The 26,879-nt window shown below is 56.7% G+C and carries 16 protein-coding genes; 7 read left to right on the forward strand and 9 right to left on the reverse strand.

What is annotated here, in order from left to right; translation table 11 throughout:
* The first annotated feature begins 31 nt into the window (after positions 1-31).
* The 6 genes from Q0778_RS04760 to Q0778_RS04785 all read left to right on the forward strand — a co-directional run bounded on the left by Q0778_RS04760 (position 32) and on the right by Q0778_RS04785 (position 6,555).
* Positions 32-1,537, forward strand: coding sequence for an oligosaccharide flippase family protein (locus Q0778_RS04760; protein WP_298334880.1), 1,506 nt, complete (start codon positions 32-34; stop codon positions 1,535-1,537).
* A gap of 223 nt (positions 1,538-1,760) precedes the next feature.
* Positions 1,761-3,455, forward strand: a complete 1,695-nt coding sequence (locus Q0778_RS04765; protein ID WP_298334397.1) for a von Willebrand factor type A domain-containing protein — start codon at positions 1,761-1,763, stop codon at positions 3,453-3,455.
* Positions 3,456-3,630: 175 nt separating this feature from the next.
* On the forward strand, positions 3,631-4,173 hold the full coding sequence (locus Q0778_RS04770; protein ID WP_366519517.1) for a helix-hairpin-helix domain-containing protein: 543 nt from the start codon (positions 3,631-3,633) through the stop codon (positions 4,171-4,173).
* A gap of 89 nt (positions 4,174-4,262) precedes the next feature.
* Positions 4,263-4,628, forward strand: coding sequence for a response regulator (locus Q0778_RS04775; RefSeq protein WP_298303778.1), 366 nt, complete (start codon positions 4,263-4,265; stop codon positions 4,626-4,628).
* 272 nt (positions 4,629-4,900) lie between these two features.
* Positions 4,901-5,548 (forward strand): maleylacetoacetate isomerase, encoded by a 648-nt coding sequence (gene maiA / locus Q0778_RS04780; RefSeq protein WP_298303776.1) that lies wholly within the window; start codon positions 4,901-4,903, stop codon positions 5,546-5,548.
* Positions 5,545-6,555: a fumarylacetoacetate hydrolase family protein gene (locus tag Q0778_RS04785; RefSeq protein ID WP_298303774.1), complete on the forward strand. Its 1,011-nt coding sequence runs from the start codon at positions 5,545-5,547 to the stop codon at positions 6,553-6,555. Before maiA ends, Q0778_RS04785 begins: the two co-directional genes overlap by 4 nt.
* A 52-nt stretch (positions 6,556-6,607) precedes the next feature.
* On the opposite strand, the gene Q0778_RS04790 is transcribed toward Q0778_RS04785, so the two are convergent.
* The 3 genes from Q0778_RS04790 to Q0778_RS04800 all read right to left on the reverse strand — a co-directional run bounded on the left by Q0778_RS04790 (position 6,608) and on the right by Q0778_RS04800 (position 8,810).
* Positions 6,608-6,976, reverse strand: a complete 369-nt coding sequence (locus Q0778_RS04790; RefSeq protein ID WP_298303772.1) for a cupin domain-containing protein — start codon at positions 6,974-6,976, stop codon at positions 6,608-6,610.
* A complete protein-coding gene (locus Q0778_RS04795) occupies positions 6,976-8,082 on the reverse strand; it encodes an S-(hydroxymethyl)glutathione dehydrogenase/class III alcohol dehydrogenase (RefSeq protein WP_298334398.1) in 1,107 nt (368 codons plus the stop codon). Before Q0778_RS04795 ends, Q0778_RS04790 begins: the two co-directional genes overlap by 1 nt.
* Before the next feature lie 65 nt (positions 8,083-8,147).
* Complete coding sequence (locus Q0778_RS04800; RefSeq protein WP_298334400.1) at positions 8,148-8,810, reverse strand: alternative oxidase; 663 nt, start codon at positions 8,808-8,810, stop codon at positions 8,148-8,150.
* Positions 8,811-9,056: 246 nt separating this feature from the next.
* Between Q0778_RS04800 and Q0778_RS04805 the strand changes: the two genes are divergently transcribed.
* Positions 9,057-10,508: an NAD-dependent succinate-semialdehyde dehydrogenase gene (locus tag Q0778_RS04805; RefSeq protein ID WP_298334402.1), complete on the forward strand. Its 1,452-nt coding sequence runs from the start codon at positions 9,057-9,059 to the stop codon at positions 10,506-10,508.
* 440 nt (positions 10,509-10,948) lie between these two features.
* Here Q0778_RS04805 and Q0778_RS04810 read toward each other — a convergent pair whose 3' ends face one another.
* From Q0778_RS04810 to Q0778_RS04835, 6 genes are all read right to left on the reverse strand, one after another.
* On the reverse strand, positions 10,949-12,115 hold the full coding sequence (locus tag Q0778_RS04810) for an alpha-hydroxy-acid oxidizing protein (RefSeq protein WP_298303763.1): 1,167 nt from the start codon (positions 12,113-12,115) through the stop codon (positions 10,949-10,951).
* Between the two features lie 85 nt (positions 12,116-12,200).
* Positions 12,201-12,563 (reverse strand): thiol-disulfide oxidoreductase DCC family protein, encoded by a 363-nt coding sequence (locus Q0778_RS04815; protein ID WP_298334404.1) that lies wholly within the window; start codon positions 12,561-12,563, stop codon positions 12,201-12,203.
* A gap of 140 nt (positions 12,564-12,703) precedes the next feature.
* Positions 12,704-13,450, reverse strand: a complete 747-nt coding sequence (locus Q0778_RS04820) for a hypothetical protein (protein WP_298303759.1) — start codon at positions 13,448-13,450, stop codon at positions 12,704-12,706.
* Complete coding sequence (locus Q0778_RS04825) at positions 13,437-15,545, reverse strand: adenylate/guanylate cyclase domain-containing protein (RefSeq protein WP_298334406.1); 2,109 nt, start codon at positions 15,543-15,545, stop codon at positions 13,437-13,439. Before Q0778_RS04825 ends, Q0778_RS04820 begins: the two co-directional genes overlap by 14 nt.
* A gap of 134 nt (positions 15,546-15,679) precedes the next feature.
* Positions 15,680-18,742 (reverse strand): CHAT domain-containing protein, encoded by a 3,063-nt coding sequence (locus Q0778_RS04830; protein WP_298303755.1) that lies wholly within the window; start codon positions 18,740-18,742, stop codon positions 15,680-15,682.
* A complete protein-coding gene (locus tag Q0778_RS04835) occupies positions 18,735-26,879 on the reverse strand; it encodes a hypothetical protein (RefSeq protein ID WP_298334408.1) in 8,145 nt (2,714 codons plus the stop codon). Before Q0778_RS04835 ends, Q0778_RS04830 begins: the two co-directional genes overlap by 8 nt.

Raw genomic sequence — 26,879 nt, forward strand, 5'->3', positions numbered from 1 at the left:
AACGCTTCCGCACGATAAGGGCGGGGACGATATGGCAACGCTCGCCAAAGGGGGGCGCACCAACACGTTAGGCTTTATCCTGCGATTGCTTGGCGGCTTGCCTTTCCTGTTTGTGGGTTTCCGTTTCTACGGTGTCGATGAAATGGGCCGATTTGCCGCGGCCTTTGTAGTTATTGAGATCTTTGCGCTCATTTGCTCCCTCGGCGAAAAGCGCGGCCTCGCTCAGCGGCTCACCGAAGGGGTTGAAGATCAGGAAGACACGCCCGCCAACCTTGTGTTCGATGCGTTGCTGGTCTCGCTCCTTTTCTCAGGACTTGCTTGCCTGTTGTTGATCACCTTCCCGGTAATCATCTTCCCGAGTGGCACCAATAGCGAGTTTGACATGTGGATGATCGCAGCGATCCCCGCATTTGCGCTCACCGAAATTCTACTCGCAGCCCAAGCCTATAAATACGACATCGCCACGACCGTGAGAGCGCGCGCCGTGGTCGAGCCATGGACCAAGTCGATCCTCGTTGCGGGGTTGTTCTTTGTCCCTGCGCTCGCAAGCGGCGGTATTGCATTGGCATTCCTTACCGCAATTTACGCCGCCCTCGTCACCGCGCTCTATTCCTTCCTCAAGACTTATGGCCTGCCGAAGGGGTGGCGGCCGCGCCCTCGATATCTCACCAAGATGACCTCGCGAGCCGTGCCTCTGATTGGCGCAGATGTGATCGAGCGGGGCACTCGCCTTTTGGACGTATTCCTGCTTGGCCAGTTCACCTCCGCTGGTACGGTCGGGATCTATTGGTTCGCCAAGGAGGTGGTGAGCTTGCCGCAAAAGCTCAAAACAAGTTTCGAACCGATCCTTGCACCGGTCATCACCAAGAACCTCAAAACCGGCAATATGGAAGCCATCGCTTTTCAAGTGCAACAGGTGGGCTTTTGGATCATCGCGCTCCAGTTCGGCATCGCTCTAACGCTCGCCATTCCCGGTGAGGCAGTAATGGGCCTCGGTGGTCCGGATATTGTTGGCGGGACGGGTGCGCTTGCCATTCTGCTTTCCGCAGAGGTGATCGCGTCTATGGCGGTCGTGTCAGAAAGCGTGCTGGTTTATATTGCCAGGAAACGCAATCTCGCAATCTCAGTGGGCATCATTACCCTTCAGGGTGCGCTCACCGTGGGCTTTATCTTGCTGGTTCAGCATCTGGGCTATCCAGAGGGCTTTCAGGCTGCGGGCGCAGCGGCGGCGCTGTTCGTTGCACTGGCAGTTGCAAGCCTCGTCAAATCCTTGGTGCTCAAGACGCTGCTCAAAGCGCCTGTTTCCAATTGGCGCTGGGCATTGGTCTGGGCGGCGGCTCCGGCCGTCATCGTTGGCTTCATCTTCACTGAGTTTACGCCTGAGTGGGTAGAGATCATTATCGGCGGCCCAGCGATCTTTGCGGCTTACTTCTGGGTCATATGGAAGCTGGGCTTTGACGAGTCGGACAAGGTCCTGTTCCGTAAAAATGTGGTGCCGGTTGAAGCCGAAGACGCATCGACACCAGAGGCGCGATAGGCCGGATTTCGTCGGACTCTCGCTGTTGCATTTGCCGTTGCTGGGCGCAACTCATGCACGGTTCATCTTCGAAGTGAGACTCCTGAGTACGGGGCTAACAGGGATTTGACCTCTTGGAGGAGGTGGTCGAATGCTGGAGGAATATTCGCAAGGTTACAAAGCCTTGTGGCTTGCAACTAGCATTGGATCCGCATTCTCCTTGGTGGGAACGGAGGACTGAAAAATGCCATTAGAAGGTGTCGGAACACGATTCACGCAGAATAAGTCTCAAGGACGAAAAGCCGCCATTTTGGGCGGCGTGGCCATCGGCCATATCGCATTGCTAGCTGCATGCAGTACGGGCACTGAAACGCGCGAGATTTCAAGTGCGGAGGCCACCACCGATATAGCAGTTATGGAGGCCCCCTCGCCCGCACCGCCTCCACCCCAGTCCATTGCTGTCACTGCCTCCAGAGTTGCCAGCGATGCCTATTTCACTCCGCCTGTCGTCGTGCCAAACGATCCCAGCCGCGAGCGGTATGACGGTGAGGAAGTCTCCCCAGTCAAGCTCACCAGCGCCGAGCCGGTCAGCACCTTCAGCGTGGATGTCGACACAGGCGCCTATGCCAACACACGCAGATTCTTGCGCCAAGGCAATCTCCCGCCGCGCGACGCGGTGCGAACCGAGGAGATGATCAACTATTTCCGCTACGATTATGATCGCCCGAGCAGCCGACAAACGCCATTCACAACCAACATCGATGTCGCCACTACCCCGTGGAATGAGGACACCTACCTCATGCGCATCGGTCTTCGCGGCTATGATATCGCTCGCGAGGAGCGCCCGGCCTCCAACCTGGTTTTCCTGATGGATGTGTCTGGATCGATGGGGAGCCCTGACAAGCTTCCGCTGGTCAAGACCGCTTTGGCCGGCCTTGCAAGCGAGCTTGGTGAACAAGACCGTGTCTCCATCGTCGTTTATGCGGGCGCTGCTGGCCTCGTGCTGGAGCCCACGAACAGCACCGCCAAGATCCGCCGGGCATTGAACCAACTCAATGCTGGGGGTTCAACGGCCGGTGGAGCGGGTATCGAGCTTGCGTACAACATTGCCGAGGACAATTTCATCAAAGGCGGTGTCAACCGCGTCATCCTTGCCACCGATGGTGACTTCAACGTCGGCCTGTCCGACCGCGATGCGCTGGTAGAAATGATCGAGAAGAACCGCGACCGCGGGATCACTCTCACTACGCTTGGTTTTGGCACGGGCAATTACAACGAAGCCCTGATGGAGCAGATCGCCAATCACGGTAACGGCAATTACGCCTATATCGACAGCGCTTTGGAAGCCAAGAAAGTGCTGGGCGATGAGATGAGCTCCACCCTCTTCACCATCGCCAAAGACGTGAAGATCCAGGTTGAGTTCAACCCAGCAGTCATCAGCCAATACCGCCTTGTCGGATATGAAAACCGCGCGCTTCGCGAGGAAGACTTCAACAATGATGCGGTCGATGCTGGCGATATCGGAGCCGGTCACCAGGTGACGGCCATTTACGAGGTCGTTCCCACCGGCACTAAGGGATGGATCACCCCGCGCCGTTACGAGGACCAACCCGCTCGTGCCGCCACCAACCGCATCACCGAGGCCGCGCATGTGAAGCTGCGCTACAAGCTTCCCAATGGTAGCAGCTCTCGCCTGATCGACAGCGTTGTCACGAGCGATGTCTTTGCCAGAGCTCGTGCACCACGCGGCGACTTTGCCTTTGCCGCAGCTGTTGCCGCCTATGGCCAATTGCTCCGAGGCGACGACATGATGATGGACTTCACCCATGACGATGTCGGCACACTCGCCGGGCGGCAAAGCAATTTCTGGCGGCAGGAGTTCCTCGAACTCAACGCGCTTGCAGGTGCTGCTAACCCCGTCAGGCGCGGCGGTGGTTGAACACTTGGCCTAGCGCATCAACCAAGGGGAAATGGCCATGGGCGGCCGGACCTCGATTGCTTACCCGAGGTTCGGCTCCAATCGACTTGAGCCCTTAGTTGCCCTCCCCCAGTTGAGAGCGAAAAGCCTTGCTGCTAAACGCTGAGCGCACATTCAAACCGATTGAAAGATACGCATGACCATGCCCGCCAATTTTCAGGAAGCTCTTCCCCTTATTTTGCTCGGACTAGCGCTGCTTGTGGCGCTTTGGGTGATCGTCAGAGCTTCGCGCAAAACCAAAGTGATCGGTGAGGAAAAAGGCGATGTGCTGGATGAAGGTGCCGCTCCTGCCGGCCGCAATCAGGCGCTGATCGATTCCAGCCCATCTGCCTCTCAGGATACGGGCATTCCATTGGAAACCGCCACCGCAGAAAAACCTGTCAACGTTGAGCCTGTGGCAGCTGCGAGCCCTCCACCGGCGGCTACGTCTGCAAGTGCGACCGATGATCTCAAACGGATCAAAGGCCTAGGTCCCAAACTGGTGACCTTGTTGGCGGAACAAGGCATCACGAGCTTCGAACAAATCGCTTCCTGGACGGACGCGGATATCGAGCGCGTCGATGCGACTCTGGGACGTTTCAGCGGCCGTATCACGCGCGATCAATGGGTCGAACAGGCAAAACTCCTGAGCGCTGGCGATGACAGTAGCTTCAGCAAAGCCTTTGGAAACAATAGTTAAAGAGGCATTCCTAATTTTGACTTAGGTCAAGCGTCAAGTTTATGTTACACCACTTCATCGTCGGGATCAGGATTGAAGGAGGTGGCATTGTGAGCCGCAGAATTTTGATTGCCGAAGACGAAATGATCGTCGCCTATGATCTTTGCGAAACCGTCGAAGAAGCTGGATTTGAAGTGGAAGGGCCGCATCCCGGCATCTCCTCTGCCATGCTCGCTTTTGAAAAGGATAAACCCGACGCAGCGATCCTTGATGTAGAACTGACGGACGGCAATGTTTTTTCCTTCGCTCGTACGCTCAAAGCAGAGAATATTCCCGTGATTTTCTATACTGGTAGCCTTTCTAAGAGCGAGATCGAGGACAAGTTTCCGGAGGCGATCGTACGGAAAAAACCTTGTCCACCGACCAGCATGCTCAATGCTGTTGGCACGGCGTTTATGGAATCGGTTGAAGGCTAAAACCCACTCACGCTGTTTTGTAGACCCTTGGCTCTAGCAAGCCCCTTGCTCGGGCCCGCTACTCCTGCCAAAGCCAGATTAACAAGTTTCAATGGAAACTAATGTTCAGGCGCGCGCTGTCCTACAGTGCGCGAAAGGTATAGGGGTAAGCACATGGCATCTCTCAACTCGATCCGGGTCGTATTTAGGCACGCCCGTATGGGGAGAGAGGTTTTTTGCTCTTGTACAGTGTCTCAAGTGTCTCAAACTTTTTTCTTTAAGGGGGCTGGATTGTGAAACTTTACGGTTATTTTCGCAGCTCCACCTCCTATCGCTTGCGGATCGCGCTTGAGCTGAAGAGGCTCGAATACGAGAATATTGGGGTCAATCTGCTCAATTCTGAACAGAAGGATGATGCCTTCACTTCGCGCAATCCATTTGGAAGCGTACCCCTTCTTGAAGCAAATGGTCGCGCACGCGCCCAATCGATGGCACTGATTGAATGGCTGGACGAGGCCTATCCCGAACGACCCCTTCTCCCCGCCGAGATTGAAGATCGCTACACCGCGCGTGAGCTAACCTATGCCATTGCGACCGAATTGCACGCACCGCTGAACCTGCCTGTTCTCAACTATTTGAAAAACGAATATGGCAAGTCGCAAGATGAAATCGAGACATGGTATCGCCATTGGCTTGCGCGCACGCTTGAGCCGTTGGAAGTTAGGCTGGCACAACTAAACACGGCCGATTTCCTGTTCGATGCGCCGGGAATATTTGAAGTGGTCTTGTTGCCGCAAATCTACAACGCGCGCCGCTTTCACTACGATTTTTCAAACGCACCGCATATGACCCGGATCGAGGCCTCGTGCCTTGCTATGCCCGAGTTTCAGCGCGCCCATCCTGACGGCCAGCACGATAATCCCGAAAGGCAAAATCCATGAAGTTAGCAACCCTCAACGACGGCACCCGCGATGGCAAATTGGTGGTGGTCTCAAAGGACCTGACGCGTTGCTGTGCTGCAGGCTATATCGCGCCAACCATGCAGGCAGCCCTCGACAATTGGGAGCGGGTTGCTCCTGAGCTTGAGGTGCTTGCCCGCGATGTGGAGCATGAAGCGGTGCCATGCGAACGTTTCCACGAACGCCAAGCCCACTCGCCTCTGCCCCGCGCCTACCAATGGGCCGATGGTAGCGCTTACATCAACCACGTGGAGCTGGTGCGTAAAGCGCGCAACGCGGAGGTTCCAGAGAGTTTCTACCACGATCCGCTGATGTATCAGGGCGGCTCTGACAGCTTCCTGCCGCCGCGCGCCGATATCCCGCTGGGTGACACGGCATGGGGCTGCGATATGGAAGGCGAGATTGCGGTTGTGGTCGATGATGTCCCGATGGGCGTGTCGGTTGAGGATGCGGCGGATCACATCAAGCTCATTATGCTGGTCAACGATGTGAGCCTTCGCGGACTCATCCCCGGTGAGCTTGCCAAGGGCTTCGGCTTCTTCCAATCCAAGCCATCGAGTGCGTTCAGCCCCGTTGCGGTGACACCGGATGAGCTTGGCGATGCTTGGAAAGACAGTCTGATCCATCTGCCGCTCATGGTCGACTATAAGGGTGAGCCCTTTGGCCGCGCTGAAGTGGGCGTGGACGCGACCTTCAACATGGCGCAGCTTGTGGCGCACGCGGCCAAGACGCGGCCTTTGTGTGGAGGATCGGTCATCGGATCGGGCACAATTTCGAACAAAGGCAGCGATGGCGGTCCGGGCAAGCCCGTCTCCGAAGGCGGCCTTGGCTATTCCTGCATCGCCGAAATCCGCATGATCGAAACCATCGCCGACGGCGCGCCCAAAACGCCGTTCATGGCACCCGGTGACACGGTGAAGATTGAGATGCGCGATGGCGACAACCACTCAATCTTTGGTGCGATTGAGCAGACGGTGGTGCAGGGCTAGGGCTGAGGAAAGCTCGCCGCTTCGGGATGATGGCCCAAGCGGCGGGATTGGCTCACACCTCGATTGGCGTGAACGCCGTCACTTCGTCCCCTGTATTGGGAGTGCCGTCTGCATCCATCACCAACAGCTTGACCTCACCCTTGCGCGCGCAGGGCCGGTGCTCGGTGCCTTTGGGCACAACGATCAGATCGCCTTGGGCGAGCACCTCCGTCCGGTCGCGAAACTCCATATCAAGCTCGCCCTCGACCACCAGGAACAGTTCGTCGGTGTCGGGATGGGAGTGCCAGTGAAACTCGCCCTCCACCTTGGCAAGGCGCACTTCATTGCCATTGTAGCGTGCGGCCAAACGCGGAGCCCAATGCTCGTCAAAAGTGGCGAACTTGTCAGATAGGTTGACCTTGCCAGGAGCTGTGAGGCCCATCAGAACACCACGACACTGCGAATGCTCTCGCCTGCATGCATCAGGTCGAAACCCTTGTTGATCTCCTCCAACGTCAACCGGTGCGTGATCATCGGATCAATCTCAATCGTGCCGTTCATATACCAATCGACAATCTTGGGAACATCCGTGCGCCCCTTCGCCCCGCCAAAGGCCGTGCCGCGCCAGTTACGGCCCGTCACCAGCTGGAATGGGCGCGTCGCGATTTCCTTACCCGCTTCGGCAACGCCAATTATGATCGAAGTGCCCCAGCCCTTGTGACAGCACTCAAGCGCATCACGCATCACATCGGTATTGCCGGTGCAGTCGAAGGAATAATCCGCACCGCCATCGAGCATCTCCACAAGGTGCGCGACCACATCGGTCGTCTCTTTGGGGTTTACGAAGTCGGTCATGCCAAACTTCTCGCCCCATTCGCGCTTGGAAGAGTTGATATCGACACCGACAATGCGGTTGGCACCCGCCATCTTCGCACCTTGAATGACGTTGAGACCAATCCCGCCGAGGCCAAATACCACCACATTGTCGCCTGGTTTGACATCAGCGGTGTTTACCACCGCCCCCACTCCAGTGGTGACCCCACACCCGACATAGCAGGTGGTGTCAAAAGGCGCGTCTTCGCGGATCTTGGCAACGGCGATCTCTGGCAGGACGATGAAGTTCGAGAAGGTCGAACACCCCATATAATGGTAGATCGTCTCTCCCTTATAGCTCATCCGCGAGGTCCCATCGGGCATAAGACCTTGGCCTTGCGTAACGCGGATGGCCTGGCACAGATTGGTCTTTCCGGAGAGGCAGAACTTACACTCGCCGCATTCAGGCGTGTAGAGGGGGATCACATGGTCATCAGGCGCAACCGAAGTAACTCCGGGGCCAATCTCGCGCACCACGCCGCAGCCTTCATGGCCCAGAACGCTGGGAAAGATGCCTTCACTGTCGAGCCCGTCAAGCGTGTAGGCATCAGTGTGGCAAATGCCGGTCGCCATCAATTCAACCAGAACTTCGCCCGCCTTGGGGCCTTCAAGATCAAGCTCGACGATTTCGAGTGGTCTCTTCGCTTCAAAAGCGACGGCGGCTCTGGTCTTCATTTTGGGTTCTCTCCTGCTTGGGACTCACTCTGACAGCAGGAGAGAAAATTGGTCAAGCGGTGAGATCAGGCTCGTTCCGCATCAAGTGCGTCTACGAAACCGTGGTTGACATCGCGGTGTTCGGCTTCGTCGGCACGAACAGCGATGATAACGTCGCGAAGGCGCGCGTCTTGCGCCAGTTGCCAATAGTCAATCGCAAGCTGCGGTGCAGGCACGTTCTCGTGGCGACCAGCATCCACTTCGGCGAGATAGGCGGTGTAGCTGATGACCGCCTCCTCTTCGAAATAGGCCACGACGCGGTGCGCAGTGCGAGGGGCAAAGAGATAGAGAAAGAAATAGAAGTTGTAGAATACCAACTGCACCGCAACGATCAACGCGCGCTCAAATCGGTTGGGCTGAGCGATCTCGATGAATGTCATGAGATGCATCCGCTCGTTCTCGGCCTCGTCCAGCAGAGTGCGGATCCATCCTTCATCGTCGCGCATGTAGCGTAGGGCTTTGAGATGCTGCCACAAGCCACCAACCATGCCGGGAACAGCGGCCACGGTCTCAAGCACCACAGCGCGGTGGCCGTATCTCTTGGCGAAGAACGTATCTGCGAAGAAACGCAGAAGCTTGACGAAGGCAAAAGCAATACGGTCGCTCATACTAGTGGGAGCAACGTGACTTTCGATCACGGCATCATGATTGACTTGGCGGACAATTGGCTGGGGATCGATGTGTTTCATAGCCCTCACTCATGAGCGTTTCACTACGGTAGAAATAGTGTGGAAAGCGCAGAATTGCTCTCGAAACCCATGCAATATATGTTGCGCTATACGCATCTAAGGGCGGAGTTTGGTGGGCTATATCGCAAAATTCGCAAGTTTTTGACTCAGCAAGGTGCAAAGTCGGCAACAGCGACAAAGATTGAAATGCCGGCATCATCTGCTAGCTCGTTTCCATTGAAACTAAACGCATGCCAAGGAGCCGCCATGAGCGCCTATCCCACAGTCAGAATGCTGATCGGAAGCGAGTGGATCGAAACAGGTGGTGAAGGCGCAATGCCGATCATCAACCCGGCGAGCGAAAAAGAGATCGGCCGCGCGCCCAAAGCTTCAAAAGAGCAATTGGATGCCGCACTCGCGGCGGCTGGTGAGGCTTTCCCCAAGTGGTCGGGCACACCTGCCATTGAGCGCTTCCGTATTATTCGAAAGGCTGCTGACCTCCTTCGCGAACGCGCAAAGACCATTGCCCGCGTGATGACGCTTGAGATGGGTAAGCCTCACGCGCAAGCCTTGGCCGAAACACGAGGCTCGGCCGATCTTATCGATTTCCTTGCAGAAGAAGCGAAGCGTCAGGGAGGGCGGCTGGTTCCGGTACGTAGTCACAATCTGCTCGAGCAGCGTGTCACGCAGGAACCGGTTGGTCCCGCCATCCTGTTCACGCCTTGGAACTTTCCTATCAACCTCCCCGCGAAGAAAATCGCTGGTGCACTATCCGCTGGATGCAGCACAATTCTGAAGCCGGCCGAAACAACACCCGCGACAACACAAATGCTGGCAGAGTGCTTTGTCGATGCCGGGCTACCCGAAGGCGTGCTCAATATCGTCTATGGCGATCCGGCGATGATCTCGGAGCATTTGATTGCCTCAGACATCACTCGCAAGGTGAGCTTCACGGGTTCCACTGCAGTTGGCCGGCAACTGGGGGCACTCGCTGCTCAAGGGCTAAAGCGATACACTTCGGAGCTCGGCGGACATGCTCCTGTAGTGATCGGCGAGAGCGCCGATTTTGACCGTACAGTTGCCGCTTGTGCCGCGACCAAGTTTCGCAATGCTGGTCAAGTGTGCGTGTCGCCCACACGTTTCCTTGTCGCGCGCGGAGTCTATGACAAGTTCGTCACGGAGTTCGCCGCGCGGTCGCAGAAACTCAAGATTGGCGATGCCAGCGTCGATGACAGCGTCGAGATGGGACCGCTTGCCCACGGTGGGCGGATCTCGGCGATGCAGGACCTGATGGCATCGTTGGGCGGTCCGGAAGGTGAAATCGTGAGCGGGGGTGCGGCGCTTGACGGGCCCGGTCACTTCTTCCCACCGACTGTGGTCGCATCGCCCTCCCCCTCAAGCCGTTTGATGACCGAAGAGCCATTTGGCCCGGTTGCCGGTATTGTTCCCTATGACACCATCGAGGAAGCGGTCGAGATCGCAAATTCCTTACGATATGGTCTAGCTGCTTATGCGTTCACGGGATCGCTGGATGAAAGCCACTATCTAGGGAATTCGCTGCGCGCAGGCATGATCGCGATCAACCACTTCGCAGTTGGCTCTCCTGAAACACCTTTTGGAGGAATCGGAGACAGTGGCTTTGGTTCGGAAAGCGGTGTCGAAGGATACCTCGGTTACACTGAAACCAAGTTGGTTACCGTTGCCAAATCGGCACCTTGACAGCAATCTGAGCGAAGGGCTGAGTCTGAATTCAGCTGACGGCTAGCCGTTTGGTCTTGCCCACCAACAGCGTGTTTTTACACACAATCATCGGCGAGTTGGTCGATCAACGGCGACCGAAGACACCTGAAAATAGACGAGAAAGTGGATTTTGGCGAGGCATGGAGCGTATACGCCCGTACCGCGCTCGCCGAGAGCTTTCATCGCCGAAGCAGACTGTCCGGCCCATGGCATCTGGGCCCGATGAGATGATCGTTGGTCGTTCCATTTTGACCGCGTCCCCGATTCGCTTTTTGTTATTAGGCTAGAAGCTAACACCTTTACTGTGGAAAACTGAGTCGAAATTTGACGTGGAAAGTAAATTTTTATGGTTAATTTTGAGTTCCCCCGGCCTTGGGATTACGATCTAGGTGCTCTTGCGTGATGGAAGAGCCGCGTCATTAACGATCTGTACGCTGTGCTCCTGCTTCGCGAACGGCAGCCAAATCGGGGTAACCATTCACCGCCATGAGCAGATCGGCCTCGGCGAGCATACTGCGAAGAACCCAGGCCGCCCCCTTCGCTCCGCCGATTGCAAGACCATAGGTGTATGGGCGTCCAACCCCAACTGCTGTCGCCCCGAGCGCGAGCGCCTTCACCGCATCGCTTCCCGAGCGAACGCCGCTGTCGAAAAGTACTGGCGTATCGCCCGACGCTGCAACCACGTCAGCAAGAAGATCGATTGTCGCAATGCCGCCATTCGCCTGACGGCCCCCGTGGTTCGAACAGTAGACTGCATCTGCGCCGTGATCGACGGCCTTTCTCGCGTCTTCGGGATGACAAATGCCCTTGAGTACAATCGGCAAGTCGGTGACTGATTTGAACCAGGCGATGTCCTCCCAAGTCAGCACTTGGCCAAAGATCGCAGCGAACAGCATGATGGCAGCGCGCGGATCTTCTTCAGGAGTTTTCTCCAACATCCCTCTAAACACAGGATCGGAGAAATAGTTCTGCATCACCTTGCCACGTAGCTGCGGGAAGTTGGAGGCGTTTAGATCGCGCGGCCGCCACCCGGTGAGCCATGTATCGAGCGTAACAACAATGGCTTTCGCACCGGAGGCTTCGGCGCGTTTAATCAAGCTTTCAGCAAGCTCGCGATTGCGCGGCGTGTAGAGTTGGAAGAAGGCGGGCGTATTCCCGCAAGCTTCAAACACATCCTCCATTGGATCGTTAGAAAGCGTTGAGACGCAGAATGGCACGCCCACTTCTGCGGAGGCACGCGCCGCCGCCATATCGCCGTGGCGGTCCTGCGTAGCCTCTCCGTTTAAGCCAATCGGCGCCATAAAGAGCGGGCTTTTCAGCTTCAACCCAAACAGGTCGATAGACAAATCGCGTTCGGTACAATCCACCATCATGCGCGGGATCATACCCCAATGATGGAACGCGCCTGAATTGCTGTTTTGCGTGTGCTCATCCCCGCAGCCGCCTGCGACATAGTTGGTAAGCATCTCGCCAAGCGCTTGCTGCCCGCGCTTTTCCAGAGTCGCAAAATCGACCGGGTAATCAGGCAAAACCCCCTGAAGCCCAGCGTTGTAGATCTCGTTTTGCATACCACCAAAATTTTCCATGGGGCCTCCAGCCTTCCTCTCTATGTCATTGCATGGGAGATTGGCCCCAAGCAGGCCAGCGCAGCAAGTCTTTTTGATCGGAAAATCAGCGCAGTCGCTTTTGAATGTAGGGCCGTACTCGCAGAAACAAGCGGTAGAGGCGTTCCAGAACCGCCAAGACTACGCGGTTTCTTGCAAGAACCCCGATAGGGCGAAGCAAGGGAATAGCTCGCCACATGGCCGCAAAAGCCGCTGCACCGCTTAAGACTCTGCCATTCTCCTCGGCGTGGAAGCGTGAAAGCAGCTCGGTTTGGTCAATAGGGCAAGTCGGATCGCCATCAGTCGACACATCGACAAAGTCGATCGCCCCTTTGCGATCCAGCCGCTTCATCAATGCGATTTCGCGAATGCACATCGGGCACGCGCCGTCGAACCAGACTTTGACACGAGGAGCGGCAGTGGCATGCATATCCGTACAAATGTGGCCTTGAGACATGCGTTGCAAGGGCGCAACCAAAATGAAGCACCGCGCGGCAGAGAGCCAATCTTTAGCTAAAAAAAACGCCGAGCGATCATCGCCCGGCGCTCCTTATTCGATGTGATCGCTTTTCAGGAAGCTTCTGCTTCCGCGATGTCGCCCAAGACAGCGAGCTGGCCCATGCAGCCTTTTTCAGCAAGAGCTGCTGCCAACAAGTCTGGCTGACGATAAGTCTCCGACATCGCAACAATCCTGACGTTGACAGCCGCACCGGGAGCTTCCTCCACCGCGGGAGCCGTGATCGTGTATGTGCCACCGTCGGTAAGCTTAAGGCCTTCGGGGTCGAGCGCACGCATACTCTCTGTCTCGACGAAATTGACATCGAGAGCCGTTTCGCTGCCTTGCGGTGCAATGGTGTAGGTTTCCCCCTCACCAGCGCTTGGACGCCACAAACGAACGTTTTCAAGATCGTAGAGGCAGGTTGTGCCAGATGCGGCAACGTTTACCAGCCACAGATTGGGCATGGTTGGCGATCCCTTGCCAGTGCCTCGCACAGCCCCTGTGCGGGCCCTGTTTGATGCACCCTGACGGGTCAGGCGGGCAAACCGTGCGCGAGTGCGGGTTGCCCCCTCGCCTACGCGGAAGGTACCGGGACCTTGTAAGACTTTGGTCCCACCATTCGTCAGCACGGTAATCTTGTCACCAGCGCGAAGCGTGATTGTTGACGCATCGGCGACTTTCGTTCCAACAGGGTAAGTCCCTGCCGAAGGTCCAGCCGATTTCACGACTACCCCAGCAGCCGCTGCACCGGGCACTGACATAACTGCGCCTGCAAGCGCGAGGCCCAGAAGGCGGGCCTTAACCTTATCCGAGAACATATGCTCCCCCATCATTCAAATTGCGAATTCGATTGCCGTAGTTTTCTAGCGCCGAATCCTCGGGATGACCAGCGACCACTTGATCAATTAACTGCACTGCTAGTTCATGATTGCTATCTGAAACCTGAACAGCTTCTTCAAGTTTGCGTCGGTCTTCCTCAGGGAAGTCCGGCTTTGGCTGATAGATGTCAACCGGTTGCGCCCTTCCACGAAGAACAATCCGGCCCATAGGAACCCACCAATCAGGATTCGATTTTTCGATGAATTCACGGCTGGCCGAAACGCTGGACTGGAGCGGTTTGTTCGCAGCCTCTAGCCGCGCAGCGGTATTCATCGAATCGCCCAAGGCCGTGTATTGGATGCGGGTCTCTCCGCCAAAGTTTCCAACGACTGCTTCGCCATAGTGCAAACCAACCCGTGTCTTGCCGATTTTTGGCAAATTGGGGTCCGTCGCCGCGACCTCTGCGCGGAAATCCTCACCCGCCTGCCAGATCGCATAACCCGCATTGAGTGCGCGCTCCGCATCATCCTCACGCGCGATGGGAGCGCCCCAAAAAGCGACCACCGCATCACCCACATATTTGTCGATCACTCCGCCATGGTCGAGCACGACCTTACTCAGCATCTCGAGATAACGATTGAGCAGCTTGGCGACCATTTCCGGCTCGATAGCGTGGCTCATCTTGGTGAAGCCTTCGAGATCGCTGAACAGGACGAAGATCTCGCGCTTTTGGCCCCCAAGAGAAAGCAGGTCAGGCTCATCGATAATCGCCTCGGCGATGTCGCGTGGGATGTATTTGCCCAGTGCCCCTTGTGCAAAAGAGCGCTGCGCCGCCCCAGCAGATCGCGCGGCGGAGGTTACAACTGTAAAGGTGATTATCCACCCCACAAGCCAGCCCACTGCGGGAAGTCCGTAAGTGTCTACACCATTAAAATGGAGCGCGAAGGGGATGCCAATGTACAATGCTGCGAGCACAAGCATTAGGGGGACCAATTTCGGCGCAGACCATTCAAGCAAGGCGACCACCACCGCGCTTCCGACAACCACAAACGCCATCACCCACAGCCCGAGTGTCGGAATTTGTGGCATGCGCTTGCCATCGAGCATCTGGGCAATGAGCTCGCCATGGACGGACAGCCCTGAGGGCTCAAACCCAGTCCAGGACGTAAACGGCGTCGCCACCCGGTCATAATCGAGGATATCTCCGCCGATGAGTACATATTTGCCCGCTATCTCCTGAGCGACAAATTCAGCAACCGCTGGGTCGAGATTTAGGAAGAGCTCGATGGAAAGCGTTTGGAACAAAGGCTCCTCTACCGCACCTTCCACGGGCGCATCGGGATCAGCTTCGTCGGCGAAATCTGCCCTGAGCGCTCGTCGATATTCAATCGCGCCCTCATAACCTTCAAATGCCTCGACCGGTCCTCCGGCATCCTCAAGCATTGCTCTGCCCAAGAGCGGCGGGAGACCAGATATTATATCTGGCCAAACACGGGTCGCACCGAATTCGTCATCCAGACGGATACTGGCGCGCCTTGAATTGGTGCCGCCTTCCTCGATTGCATCCATAAACTCGTCGAGGAACAACTGTTGCTGATAGACAATGTCGGCTTGATTGGTGGCAACGGTCGCATAGGCGACGGACGTCGGTGTTTGCATAGACCGCAGAGTTTCCACCAGCTCAGGGTCTTCGGACTGGGGCTGATCGAAAAGAATATCGATCCCGATTGCCTTTGCGCCCATGGTATCAAGATTGCTCAGCGCCTCGGCCAGAGCATCACGTGGCAAAGGCGATCGCTTTTCTAAGTTGATCAACGCCTGATCGTCATAAACCACAAGAACAATACGGTCATCTTGCTCAACAAGATCAGCAGCGAGATAGGCGCGGGTATCGTAAAGCGCGCGTTCTGCATCATTGGTGATTGCAGTTGGTTCCTCGCCTCCGGGCAAGGCCCAACTGTACCGCGCGATAAAGATCGAAAACAGCACGAAAACAACCATGGCGACGATTTGAAGGGTCCCCGCTTCGCGAAGCCCACGAACGTTTCGCGCAAACGCACCGATACGCTTTTTATTGCCGGTCTCACCAGCCATGACGGATCCCCCTTGCCCCGGACAGCGCTATCCTGCCTCTTACGGGTGAGAAAGCAGGTTTGCCCCGGGCGAGCAAGCGCAAAGGTGCCCCTTTACCCATCGTGCTTTCTATGTCCGTAAATCACCGTTCAAGCTTAGCGCGTAACCTTGACCGATCCATCGCCGACAATCGCAAATGCTGACCAATAGAAGGGGTGCGAGGTTTCCAGATCATCCATCAGTTCAAGCTGTGAGCGACGAAGGGCGGCAGCGGTTTCGCTATCGTCTTCTTCGAACAGGCCAGAGATCAGACGCTTTGTGGCATCAAAGTCATCAGGAACGGGCCAGTGGCTTGCCAGAACCGTGCGACCGCCAGCCCCCACAAAGGCACGCACCAGACCATCAAGCGCAAAGTCACCGCCCGAGGTGATGCCCGCTTCCAGTGTTGCTCCAACGGTTGCACTGCCGGCAGTGTCGCAGGCTGAGAGAATGACAAGGTCAGCATCGATGCGCAGGCCGAAAATCTCGGCAAAGCTAAGAAGTCCATCGGAATCCTCATCGCCAAAAGACGTCAGAAGCGCCGGACGCGGTGGGCATTCTGGCTGAGGTGCAGTCACCAGACCGTGAGTAGCAAAGTGGAGAATGCGATATTCGCTAAGGTCTTTGCGCTCCTTGATCTCAGTATCTGTGAAAACATCCTTGGTCAGCACTGTCGCAGTTTCTGATTGCTCGCCGCCAAAACGGGTTGCCGCATCATACAACTCATCAGAAGCGATTGGGTTTGACCAAATGCTGCTAGACCACAGGCAATTGTCGCCTCCTGCGAGGGCCGAACGGGTGCCAGTTGAGCCGATTGGCCCGTCATCGACAGGAGTGTTCTCACCAAGGCCCAAATAGGATTTCGCAGCGCGGCTAGGCGGCGCAGCGCGCACATCGCGAAACGCCGTTGGCGCGACGGCGGTACTGACTTGTGAGCTGCGGCCAAGCCAGGCGACACCGCGGAAATCATACTCATCCGCCTCAGCACCAGCGAGCCTCTCATTGTAAAGCTCGAGGCTTGCGTCGTCGGTCACCAACAGATTGATTGGCAGCTTCAGCATCGCCCCATCAGGTTCAAAGACAATATGACGATGGCCGGGAAGTCGGTCAGCTACAGGTTCGAACAGGCGCACATAGAGATCGCGCGAAGTCGCCAGATCAAAGGGGAATGTCAGAACCTCTCCGCCATCTGCAATGGCGATGCTTTCGCGCAATGTTAGGACAATCTCCTCAAGCTGATCCGGAGTGGCATCAGCCTTGTATGCCAACGCGTCGTCTGCGGTGATGTAGATCATGTAGACCTCACCATTGAGCGCGACCATCTTCACATAGGCCTCGTCCTCCTTGAGGATCGCTTGCATGTCGGCCAATTCCATCGCGCCGCCCGATACCGCGCGAAAACGAGGATATTCAGACAGTTTTTGAAGCACTTCCGCCTGTTGAACCGTCAGGGCTTCCAACCGAGATTGCCTTTCGTTGAGCAGGACTTCGGCTTGCGGGTTAACCTGCGCCTCTCCTTCCACTTCGAGGATCGACGCCCGAAGACGCTCGATTGAGCGGGCGAGATTGACGCTGCGACGGAAGAGCAGCGAAGCTTCGTCACTGCCGCCCGACAGTTCGCGAGCGAGAACCGCCTGTGTTTGTGCGAGCCCTGGCCGCAACAAGAGTTGACTTGCCGAGAATACATCATTGGCAGCCGAGGTGCTTGCTCCGTCCGCCAGCAGGAGACTGAAGTAATTCGCCATATACGCCCGCAAGGATGGTGCGGGACGTCCCTCCGCCTCTGTCACAATCTCACGGTAAAGATCAATCGCGTCGGCCTCACGGTTTGTCCGCGAATAGAAGCCGGCGAGCTGTGCCTTGGCGCTATAGAGTGCTGGCGTATCCGGGTAACTGTTCTCAAGCAGCGCGATCCCCTGCGTGTGCAGGCCTTCGGCTTCCGCTAAGTTGGATGAAGCCTCAGCAAGCTCTGCCAACTCGCTAAGCACCTGGGCCCGCAACCAGATTATCGACAAAACCCTCCCGTCGCGCACTTCGCCCAGAGTGTTGTTTGCGCGGACCAAATTGCTTTGCGCTTCAGCATTGGATCCCAGCAGGCGTAGCGCTGTGGCGCGCAGGTAATCTCCCTGACCATCTAGCAATTGCGCGCGCTCAAGACCTGTCAGCGCACGCGAAATGGAAGGGTCCGCAGCGCTCTCGCCTTCTGCTGCGAGCAGCCGAGCCAGAGATGAGCCGATTCTAAGCTGTCGAATTTGATCATTATCGCTGAAATCCGACGCAATCGGCGTGCTCAGGATTTCGCGAGCGCGTTCTGGTTTGCTTTGATTGAGCGCATCGATCGCCTCGTAATTGCGCTGAAGGCGCGCCAGCACAGGGCTTGCAGCCGCTACATCTCGGGTCTGGTCGAACCGGCGTTCGGCTTCGGCGAAATTACCCAGATTTGATTGGAGCAAACCTTCATTGAGCCGCGCTTCTGTCTCGCTTGAACCGCTTGCGGATTCCGCACTTGCGCCGAAGAACTCAGCCGCCTCAGCATACTCGCCAGCGTTCGCCCGCCGATAGGCTTCTGCCAAAGCCTGATCAACCGTGATTGAGGCCGCTTGCTGGCGAACAAATGCCAGAGAATCCGTGGTTTGGGTCAATGGAATGTCGACCGTCCCAGCCACCAACTGATCGGTCGCAAGTGAAGCGACACCGATCTCAAGTGCTTTGCGATAGGCTGAAAGACCGGTCGCCGCATAGGTCCGATTGCCACTCTCACCCACCAACAATTCGGTCCGGATAATGCTACCTGGACGGCTGCAGACCAATCGCTTGGCGCTTGGCAACTCAGCAGGAAGATCGTCGCCATCGCTCTCAGAACAGGTCGCGCCATCGCCAATAAAGCGCGACGCAGCCTCATCCGCCAGACGACCACGAACGACCCACATAGTCCCAATTGCAGCCGCAGCGTCGCGACACAGAATCGAATATTTTCGGTCGAAAAGCCCTGCACCTTGTTCAGGCGTCTGGATCTGAGCTTCGCACAATCCGTTGGAACCCACCGGGAAAGTGTCACGCAGGCTGATTGATCGCTGTATCGGGCTTTGCGTAGTGCCCGGTGTTGCCCATAAAGCAACGACACCGACGGCAGCGGCCGCCACGAATGAAAACAGCGATTTTGCTGGCCTACTATTCATCGATAGAGCCCCCTAGCTCGACATTGCCACTGATGTTTTGGCCGTAAAGCGATGCGTCCCCACCGCTGGCAACCGGGTCATCAACGTCGCCTTCGTCCTCCACATCTTCAGCTTCAACAAAGCTTGGGAAATCCATCCCAAAGTCCTCATTGCTTTCCTCTTCGCTGGCAACGACTTCGATGGCGGCTTGCACCGCCGCTTCGACTGACGTTGCGTTGATCGCTTGGGCAGCCTCTTGTTCAACTATTTCTTCCTCTTCAGTAGGCCCTTCCGGTTCTGGTTCAGACGCACGCACAATACATTCACCAGTGTTGATCAGACAGTCGTTGAATGAAGCTTCGTCATTGAAGCTCGAAGAGCCCGTGCTGCCGCTGAAGAATTCGACTTCGTTGAAGAACTCCTCTCCTGTAATGAGGTCCCCCGTGGCTGAATCGAAGCGGGCACCATAGGCAAACACGTCGCTATCAGCGCCCAATTCATTGGAAATGAAGAGGCCACCGTCTCCAACAAGAATCCCACCTTGCTCCTCATTGGTGCCAGTGTTCCGTACCAGAAGAGATTCACTGAATATGATGCTGACCTCGCCACCGCGAATATAACCAAGCGGATCATCACTTCCAGTTGCCGGAGAGGCGAGCAGATCATTGCGCCCGGCGAAATTGGGATCATTCTGCAATTGCGTTATCGTCTCGGCATCGGCGGCCCAGATATTGGCGGACTCGAGAAGCAGGGCACCAATCGGATTGCCGTCGACATCAACGATGCCAACACCGCCAGGGGTCACGATTTCAATCCGCTCTGCGGCCGTGAGGAAAATTGAGTCGGCAGCGGTGGCATCTTCGAGACCCGTCACACCTTCGATCCGCAAAACACCTCCTGCACCATTGACGTTCAGCGAAATATTGGAAGTGCCATCGCCAGCAGAACCAGATGCGACATAGTCACGAATGATCAAAGAGGGATCGTTAGGTCCAATGGCTTGACCTGCTTGAAAGCCGGGATTGGGCGCATTGTTGATCGGATCAATCGGGAGCGCTTCCTGATTAAAGGTAAAGAAGCCGACTTCGATCCGCTCCAACTCCTCGCCGATGAGCGTATAGCCTTCGCCATCCACAAAGCCTCCAGGAGTGCCACCGCCACCCAATACCGCCGGATCTTCAAGATTAAGTGAATTGAGAATGATCTCAGGCGCGCCGATACGTGCTCCATCGTTGATGATAATGTCATTCGAAGACAGGTTGAGAACAGCACCACGGAAGCTGATCGATAAGTCGTCGTTCCCGTTGAATTGAAGCGTATTTTGCGTGGTGATATCGATCAGAGCACTTGGAGCCCCTGGGTCCGCATCGCCGATCGTTCCTCCATCAAAGGTTCTCACAATCACATCGGCAAAGGCATCAACAGTAAGTTGATCGACCACCTCAATCGTTCCACCATTGGCGTTAACAACAGAGGGGCCAGTCTCACCACCTGCAAGCGTGTCACCTGCGGCAGAAGCATCGATCACCCGGGTTGTAAGCTGGCTATCAATCACATCGAGCGTGAAGGCTCCATGCCGGTTGTTAGAACCATTGGGCGTACCGCCAATACCGTCGGCCGCAAGCCGCAAAGTGTCGACATCAACCTGTGGGCCGGGTTGGCCCGAAAGCCCTGAAACAAGTAAGTCAGCAAACCCGCCTTCGGCCTGACCTGTCAGAGAGGTTGTGCCTGTCGCGCTGACATTCAATTCACTGAGTGTGACCGTTGCGTCACCAAACAGAGCAAGACCAGCCGACCCTGCAATGGCGACACCCAGAACGGCATCGGGCTGAATCGCGGCACTGGCGGCATCTGACCGGACGGACAAGATGTCTCCGAAGATATCTGTTCCAGTGAAAAACGCATCAACAGTCCCGCTTGTAGCGATGCCCAATTGGTCGGTGCCGTCTCCAGCGGTAGCGGTGGAAACGATCTCAAACAATCCATCAGCAGTGCTGCTTTGATTGATTGCTACTGATCCGCCAAAGAATGTTGCATCGACACGACCAGAGTTCGCATCGCCTGCGTTCAGGCCCGCGCCTCCTTGCGCAACCGAAATAATCTGGCTCGCGTCACCAGGGAATATTTCTCCAGGGAGGTTCATCCCTGTGTTGGGATCGAACATGAACCCTTGTGTATCTTCGCCGTTCTGCACCTCCAATACGGAGTTCAAAACATTCAGATTGATCGCGCCCGAGTTCGCCGTCCCACCGGTGCCGGTTGCTAGGTCGGCTGCGCCACCCTGCGCAAGATTGCTGATCGTAAATGTGCCGCCAGTGATAGTACTGTTCGAAATCAAGACATCGATAGTGCCGCCTGTGGCGTTGCCGCCCTGTGATACTCCGCCTCCCGCAAGATTCTGGTTGAAAATCACAAGAGACGGCGTGTCAGGCAGCCCAGCTGGGTTCGAGCTGTTGCCATTGGAGATCAGGTTGATGGTCGAGTTAGAAATAGTGACGCTGTTGTCTCCGCCACTGCCGTTTCCGCCAATCTCTCCTTCGCCGCCGCTACCACCGCCGCCGCCCAAGATATTTCTGCCGACGGCGTTGAACGTTGCATCTTCGAAAATATAAATGCCTCGCCCGCCCGTACCTGAACCGCCGATACCGGTGCCTGATGCATTGCCGCCTGATCCGCCAGCAGTTCCGCCGAAGAACTCCCCAGTCAGTACCGCGCCATTGCGCACAATGATGCTGCGTTCTCCGCCTTCAGCATCGCCACCATCAACATTGATCGTAGCATTGTCGTCGAAAGCCTGGGAGCTAAAGCCTCCAAATGCAAAGACTGAGAACAGCGTTGGGCCTGTTGTGATTTCACCGCCGGTATCAGCCTCAAACAAGCCAGTGCCGGCTGAAGCAAATCCCCCGCTACCGCCATCGACCGAGGATTGCCCGCCAGCGCCCCGACCAAGAATACGATTGCTGCCAGAGCTTGGATCAAGTGGAAGTGTGATCGATCCCTGATCCGTCGCGATTACGCTGACGGTTCCACCAATTCCATCTCCGCCAATGCCAGTGCCGCCAGTCGCAGTGCCGCCCAAACCATTTGCTGAGAGCAGTCCTCCCTGTGCAGATTGACCGATATTATTGATAAAATCCAAGCCATTGGTGATCGTCACATCGCTGCCCGCGTCGCGGCTGGCAATGAGTGCTGTCCCTCCGATGCCTGTGCCACCAGCAGCCGCAATTCCAGTGCCGCCAACTCCGCCAGCGGCAATTTGGGCAGAATCGAGCAAGAGTGTGCCGCCAACTGCGACATTAATTCGGGCAAGACCGCCCGTACCGTCACCGCCCGTAAAGCCACCTCCACCGTCGCCGCCAATGCCCTCAGCCAAAAGGCTGCCAAAGCCGCCAATTGTCAATTCGCCCTGGAGAGCGGGATCAGCGCCAAATCCAGTGTTTTGGAAAGTCGCGAAGCCGCCGATACCGGTACCGCCATCGCCGCCTGTCGATGATCCGCCGAAGCCATTGGCACTAAAGCCAGCATCCCCAGTTATGATGACGGAGCCATTTCGGAAACCGATACCCGTACCGCCATTCACTACGCCGGGATCGGCGGCACCACCACCAAGCCCATCTCCCCCGATGCGTCCGGAACCGCCATTACCTATCGCTTCGGCATTGATGAAGGCGATCGTCAATTCGCCATTTGAGACTGCAGAAACCGAGGCAACGCCACCAAAGCCATTGCCCGCTATGTCTCCTGCGCCGCCAAAGCCGTTAGAAAGGGCATCCAAATTGCCGATGGTCAACGTCACGCCAGCTGCAGTAACAGATGCCTGATCGAGACTGACATCGAACTCGGTAACACCTGCTGATCCGTCCCCGCCATTGCCCATTGGGTCAAAAGTTGACCCGCCAAAGCCGCCGTCGCCGCCAAGGCCACTGTTTTCCAGCACGAGGTCAGTGATCGTCGCAACGCTGGTGCCATCGTTCAGATCGTCCGCAGCATCGATGTCGACGCTGCTATTGCCGAACGAGGCTAGGCCACCAAAGCCGTTGCCGCCGTCGCCGCCAGCCTGATCGAGACCTCCATTGCCGCCTGTGCCGCCGGTTCCGAGGGCCGTTGCGGAGGAAAAGCCAGTAACGTCAAGATTGCTGTTCACATCACTTACGAAGATGAAAGCCCCATTCGTTTGCGTAGGAAATGAAATGTTTAACGTCCTGCTGGAACCGCCAAAGCCGTCACCGCCATTTCCTGCGTTGATCGTGGAACCATCGCCCTGCCCGCCATTGCCGCCGATCGCGCTCGCAGAAACAGAAACGGTGTCCGCCGATACGCTGGCGGTTCGTCCGTCAGCTCCGAACGCGCCTACAATCGCAAAACCGCCAGTCCCTACTCCTCCATCACCGCCGAAACCGACAGGCGCAGTCGAAGAGCCGCCCGTTGCGTTTGCATTGGCAATCAGGCCACCCAAAGCATCCAGAGTTCCCGATTGAACCTGAACGATGGCAGCGCCTGCGGTTGCATCGCCGCCGCCGATACCACTTCCACCGAAAGCATCGGAGTTGGCACTCACATTGACCTGCGAAAAGACACTACCGACACTTCCATTGAACTGGCCCACCAGGACATTGCTCTCTCCGCCCGTCGCATTGCCACCGGCGCCGCCGCCTGTCGCAGTTCCGCCGTTTGCCGTTGCAGCGAGGCTGAGATCATCATCTGATGTTGTGATCGAACCATTGTCAGAAGTCAGCGCAAGTACCGTGCCACCAGTTGCATCGCCGCCGGCACCGGTTCCAAGGTTGGAACCTCCTGTCGCATTCGCATTCGCAAAGATTGAGAATGCCGATACACTCCCGCCTGAATCTGCAAAGATATTGACGGTTCCAGCTGTCGCGGAGGCGCCCACTCCTGTCGATACGCCCTGGCCAGCATTGGCGTTCGCGTTAAGGAGTACAATGTCTGTCGCTTGAAAGCTGCTGTTGGGAGAATTGGTGTCAAGCTCGGTCGTCCCGCCGGTTGCATTGCCACCCACGCCGGCCCCGCCCTGTCCACCAACACCCGGGGCCGAAAGATCGACGACCCCATTGGAAGAAGCCGTCGCATCGCCAATTCGCCATTCGGCCAGGCCAGCGATGGCATTGCCGCCTACGCCGTTTTCGCCAAGACCGCCAAATGCACCGGCTCGCGCAAAGATTGATTCGATGGTTACGTCGGAACCATCATTGGTGAAGACTGAAGCTACGCCACCAAAGCCATCGCCGCCATTCCCACCAAACTGGCCGTTGCCATCGGCAAACTGGGAAACGGCACCTGCTGTCAAGATGCCGCCATTTGTCACCAACTGAGCTATACCACCGGTTCCATCACCACCATCACCGCGTTGTGCACCGCCGGCGCCGGTTAAGCCGCCCGACCCACCAAATGCGTCGCCACGTTGGATAAGCCCAGCAATGTTGGCAAAACCCAGATTGACGGAACCGTCGCCTCCACCATGCAAAACCAACCCTGCCTGGCTAAACCCGCCGACGCCGTTTCCGCCTGCGCCTCCGTCTTGCCCGGTTCCTCCTCCACCACCAGTGCCGCCAGTCCCAAACGCTTCGACATTTGAGTTGCCGAAGATGGTTAGCCGCCCGTTGTCCACTCCTGCGGTCAGGAACGCTCCGCCTGTTTGCGTTGGATCAACTTCGACAACGGTGCTGTTAGACCCACCGATGCCATCACCACCCGCTCCAGCTGCAATGGCGGAACCATCGCCAACGCCGCCTTCACCTCCTAAACCGTTCGCACTAAGGAATGCGGTCCCGTTGATTGTGATCTCTCCGATCTCAGTGAGCGTTCCCTCGGCTGCAATTTGTGACCTGCCTCCGGTTCCAATACCCCCAGAACCCCCAAAGGTTGGCACGCTTGCGTTGCCACCGTTTCCGATTGAAGAAAGGATTGCGTTCCCACCGATAGATATCCCGCCGACATTGGACACAATTGCCGTAACCCCGCCGAAACCATCACCTCCGGTCTCGCCTTCGCCACCAGTCCCGTCTGCCGAGAGTTGGGTTTCGCCTGCAAGGTCGATGGTTGATCCGCCATTGGCCACAATATCAGCAATCCCGCCGATGCCATTGCCGCCCGTTGTCAGGCCCTCACCCCCCCTTGCTGACGCGCTGCTCTGAACCGAATCCAAGCCGGTGAAGCTGCCGCCGCTAAGAACCGAGATACCGACCGAGCCGCCAATCGCGTCGCCACCGGCACCTCCGGTATTTTGTCCGCCAAAACCGTCTGCCGTCGCGAAGAGTTGACCGTTCACCTGAACGGAACCCGTTCCATTGATAATTACCCGCGCATCGCCAGCGTCAGCCAGTGAAGCCGCCGAATTGGAGTTGCTGCTCCCGCCAAAGGCGTTTGCATTCAGGAACGCCTCCGCAGCAATTTCGACAATGCCCCCGTTGGTCGACTCAAACAGAGCATTTCCGCCGATTGCATCGCCACCGACCGTTCCCGCTAATGTGGCGTTACGACCACCAGCCTCAGCAGCCACGTCGCCAATACCGCCGATCATGACAACGCCCGCGTCTCTCGCAAATATTGCCGCGGTTCCGCCGATCGAATCCCGAGAAGAGTTAAGCTCAGCATCCAATGCAAAGCCATCGCCAAGAGCGGTGACAATCGCATCACCGCCGACATTCAAGAAACCACCGGTTGACCCAAGCTGCGCGCTTCCTCCCTGACCAAGGCCACCCTCATTGCTCAGCAGATCATAACCGCCACCGCCTCGCGCAGTGACACGTGCATCTCCAGTGATGTTGAGCGTTCCGCCGCCGAAAGCATCGATGAATGCAACACCGCCGATCCCATCAATAACGGAAGGGTCAAACACATCGGCACTTACTTCCCCGAAATCGTTGGCGCTGACCAATACACTTCCGGTTATATCGAACGTCTGCCCATTGCTTGAGGTGAGCTCCGAAAAGCCACGCCCAACCATGATAAGATCGCCATCAATGAAGCTGGATTCGTTTTGAGCAGAAACCTGTACTTCATTGGTGGCCGCGGCCAGAACGGTGCTCGTTGACGTAAAATCCGTCAGGAAGACATCGGCCTGAGTGGGATTTTGCGGTGTATTATCGATAAAGTCCTGGAAAATTCCGCCGTCCACCGTGCCACCGGAAACGGCCCGACCAGTCACATCGTAATTGGCCGAGATAATGATCTCACCATTGACGATCCCAGCGCTTGCTGCCGGCTGAAAACCGAGATTGCCGGAAAAGAGCAAGCTGATCGGATCATTCTGAGCGGCGGCCACGGCATAGATGAGATGGTTGTCACCAATCCCAGTGCTCGACGGGCCACCCACATCACCATCAAACACAATGGGGTTTGCTGCGGAAGTACCGACAAGGACCTGAATGTCAAAAAGGCCGTTGTCGAGCGTAAGCAAGACCTCATCGCCAGCAACAAACGCCTGACTGCCGTTCACATCGCTCGTGCCAAACATCTGAATTTCGGCAGCAGTCACCACGAAATAGGAATTCTCAGCGCTCGCAGTGATCGAAGCGCCCGGGTTGATCGTGATCGCTTGCGGACCAAGGATTGGATCGACCGACAATGACAGCGAGCCACCACCTTGAGTGAAGGCATCAAAGCTACCGATGTCGATGTCCAGCGTCGTAAGGATCAGATTGCCGACATCAAAAACGGCATTGTCCCCGATGAAGAGGCCGGTCGGTGAATAAAACGCCACCGTTCCGCCTGGTGTTGTGCCTCCCAAACCGTCCTGCAGTTGAGACACAACCGTTCCATCGATCACGACCACATTGTTGTTGGTTGCAGGCAGAATCCGATTCAGAACCGCAAAATCAGTACCCTGGATCGTATTCTCAAAGGTGACGTCATTGCCGGTAGGCAAGAAGTCCAGCGCGTTGCCCGCGCCATCTTCAATAGGGACCCAATCAATAACAGCTGTGGGTGTGTCAATCTGAATGACTTCGGATCCGAGCGTAACTGCCTCCCGGTTCCCGGCGCCCTGAACGAAGGTTTCCGTGGCATTGATCGCCTGCGCCTCGGCACGCTCGGCCGATACCAACATGGCCATCGCAAGCGCCGCACATCCCGTGCCGATAAGCAACTGGGAACGGTTTTGTTTCTTACGAACAGGGATATAGTTCAGAGTGTGGGTCAA

Origin of the sequence: uncultured Erythrobacter sp. (assembly GCF_947502395.1) — a bacterium.
Taxonomy (GTDB): Bacteria; Pseudomonadota; Alphaproteobacteria; order Sphingomonadales; family Sphingomonadaceae; genus Erythrobacter.

Excerpts from the sequence above, each read along its gene's own strand:
- Q0778_RS04760 (WP_298334880.1), top strand. The coding sequence starts at position 32 with ATGGCAACGCTCGCCAAAGGGGGGCGCACCAACACGTTAGGCTTTATC.
- Q0778_RS04765 (WP_298334397.1), top strand. The coding sequence starts at position 1,761 with ATGCCATTAGAAGGTGTCGGAACACGATTCACGCAGAATAAGTCTCAA.
- Q0778_RS04770 (WP_366519517.1), top strand. The coding sequence starts at position 3,631 with ATGACCATGCCCGCCAATTTTCAGGAAGCTCTTCCCCTTATTTTGCTC.
- Q0778_RS04785 (WP_298303774.1), top strand. The coding sequence starts at position 5,545 with ATGAAGTTAGCAACCCTCAACGACGGCACCCGCGATGGCAAATTGGTG.
- Q0778_RS04790 (WP_298303772.1), bottom strand. The coding sequence starts at position 6,976 with ATGGGCCTCACAGCTCCTGGCAAGGTCAACCTATCTGACAAGTTCGCC.
- Q0778_RS04795 (WP_298334398.1), bottom strand. The coding sequence starts at position 8,082 with ATGAAGACCAGAGCCGCCGTCGCTTTTGAAGCGAAGAGACCACTCGAA.
- Q0778_RS04800 (WP_298334400.1), bottom strand. The coding sequence starts at position 8,810 with ATGAAACACATCGATCCCCAGCCAATTGTCCGCCAAGTCAATCATGAT.
- Q0778_RS04805 (WP_298334402.1), top strand. The coding sequence starts at position 9,057 with ATGAGCGCCTATCCCACAGTCAGAATGCTGATCGGAAGCGAGTGGATC.
- Q0778_RS04810 (WP_298303763.1), bottom strand. The coding sequence starts at position 12,115 with ATGGAAAATTTTGGTGGTATGCAAAACGAGATCTACAACGCTGGGCTT.
- Q0778_RS04815 (WP_298334404.1), bottom strand. The coding sequence starts at position 12,563 with ATGCATGCCACTGCCGCTCCTCGTGTCAAAGTCTGGTTCGACGGCGCG.
- Q0778_RS04820 (WP_298303759.1), bottom strand. The coding sequence starts at position 13,450 with ATGTTCTCGGATAAGGTTAAGGCCCGCCTTCTGGGCCTCGCGCTTGCA.
- Q0778_RS04825 (WP_298334406.1), bottom strand. The coding sequence starts at position 15,545 with ATGGCTGGTGAGACCGGCAATAAAAAGCGTATCGGTGCGTTTGCGCGA.
- Q0778_RS04830 (WP_298303755.1), bottom strand. The coding sequence starts at position 18,742 with ATGAATAGTAGGCCAGCAAAATCGCTGTTTTCATTCGTGGCGGCCGCT.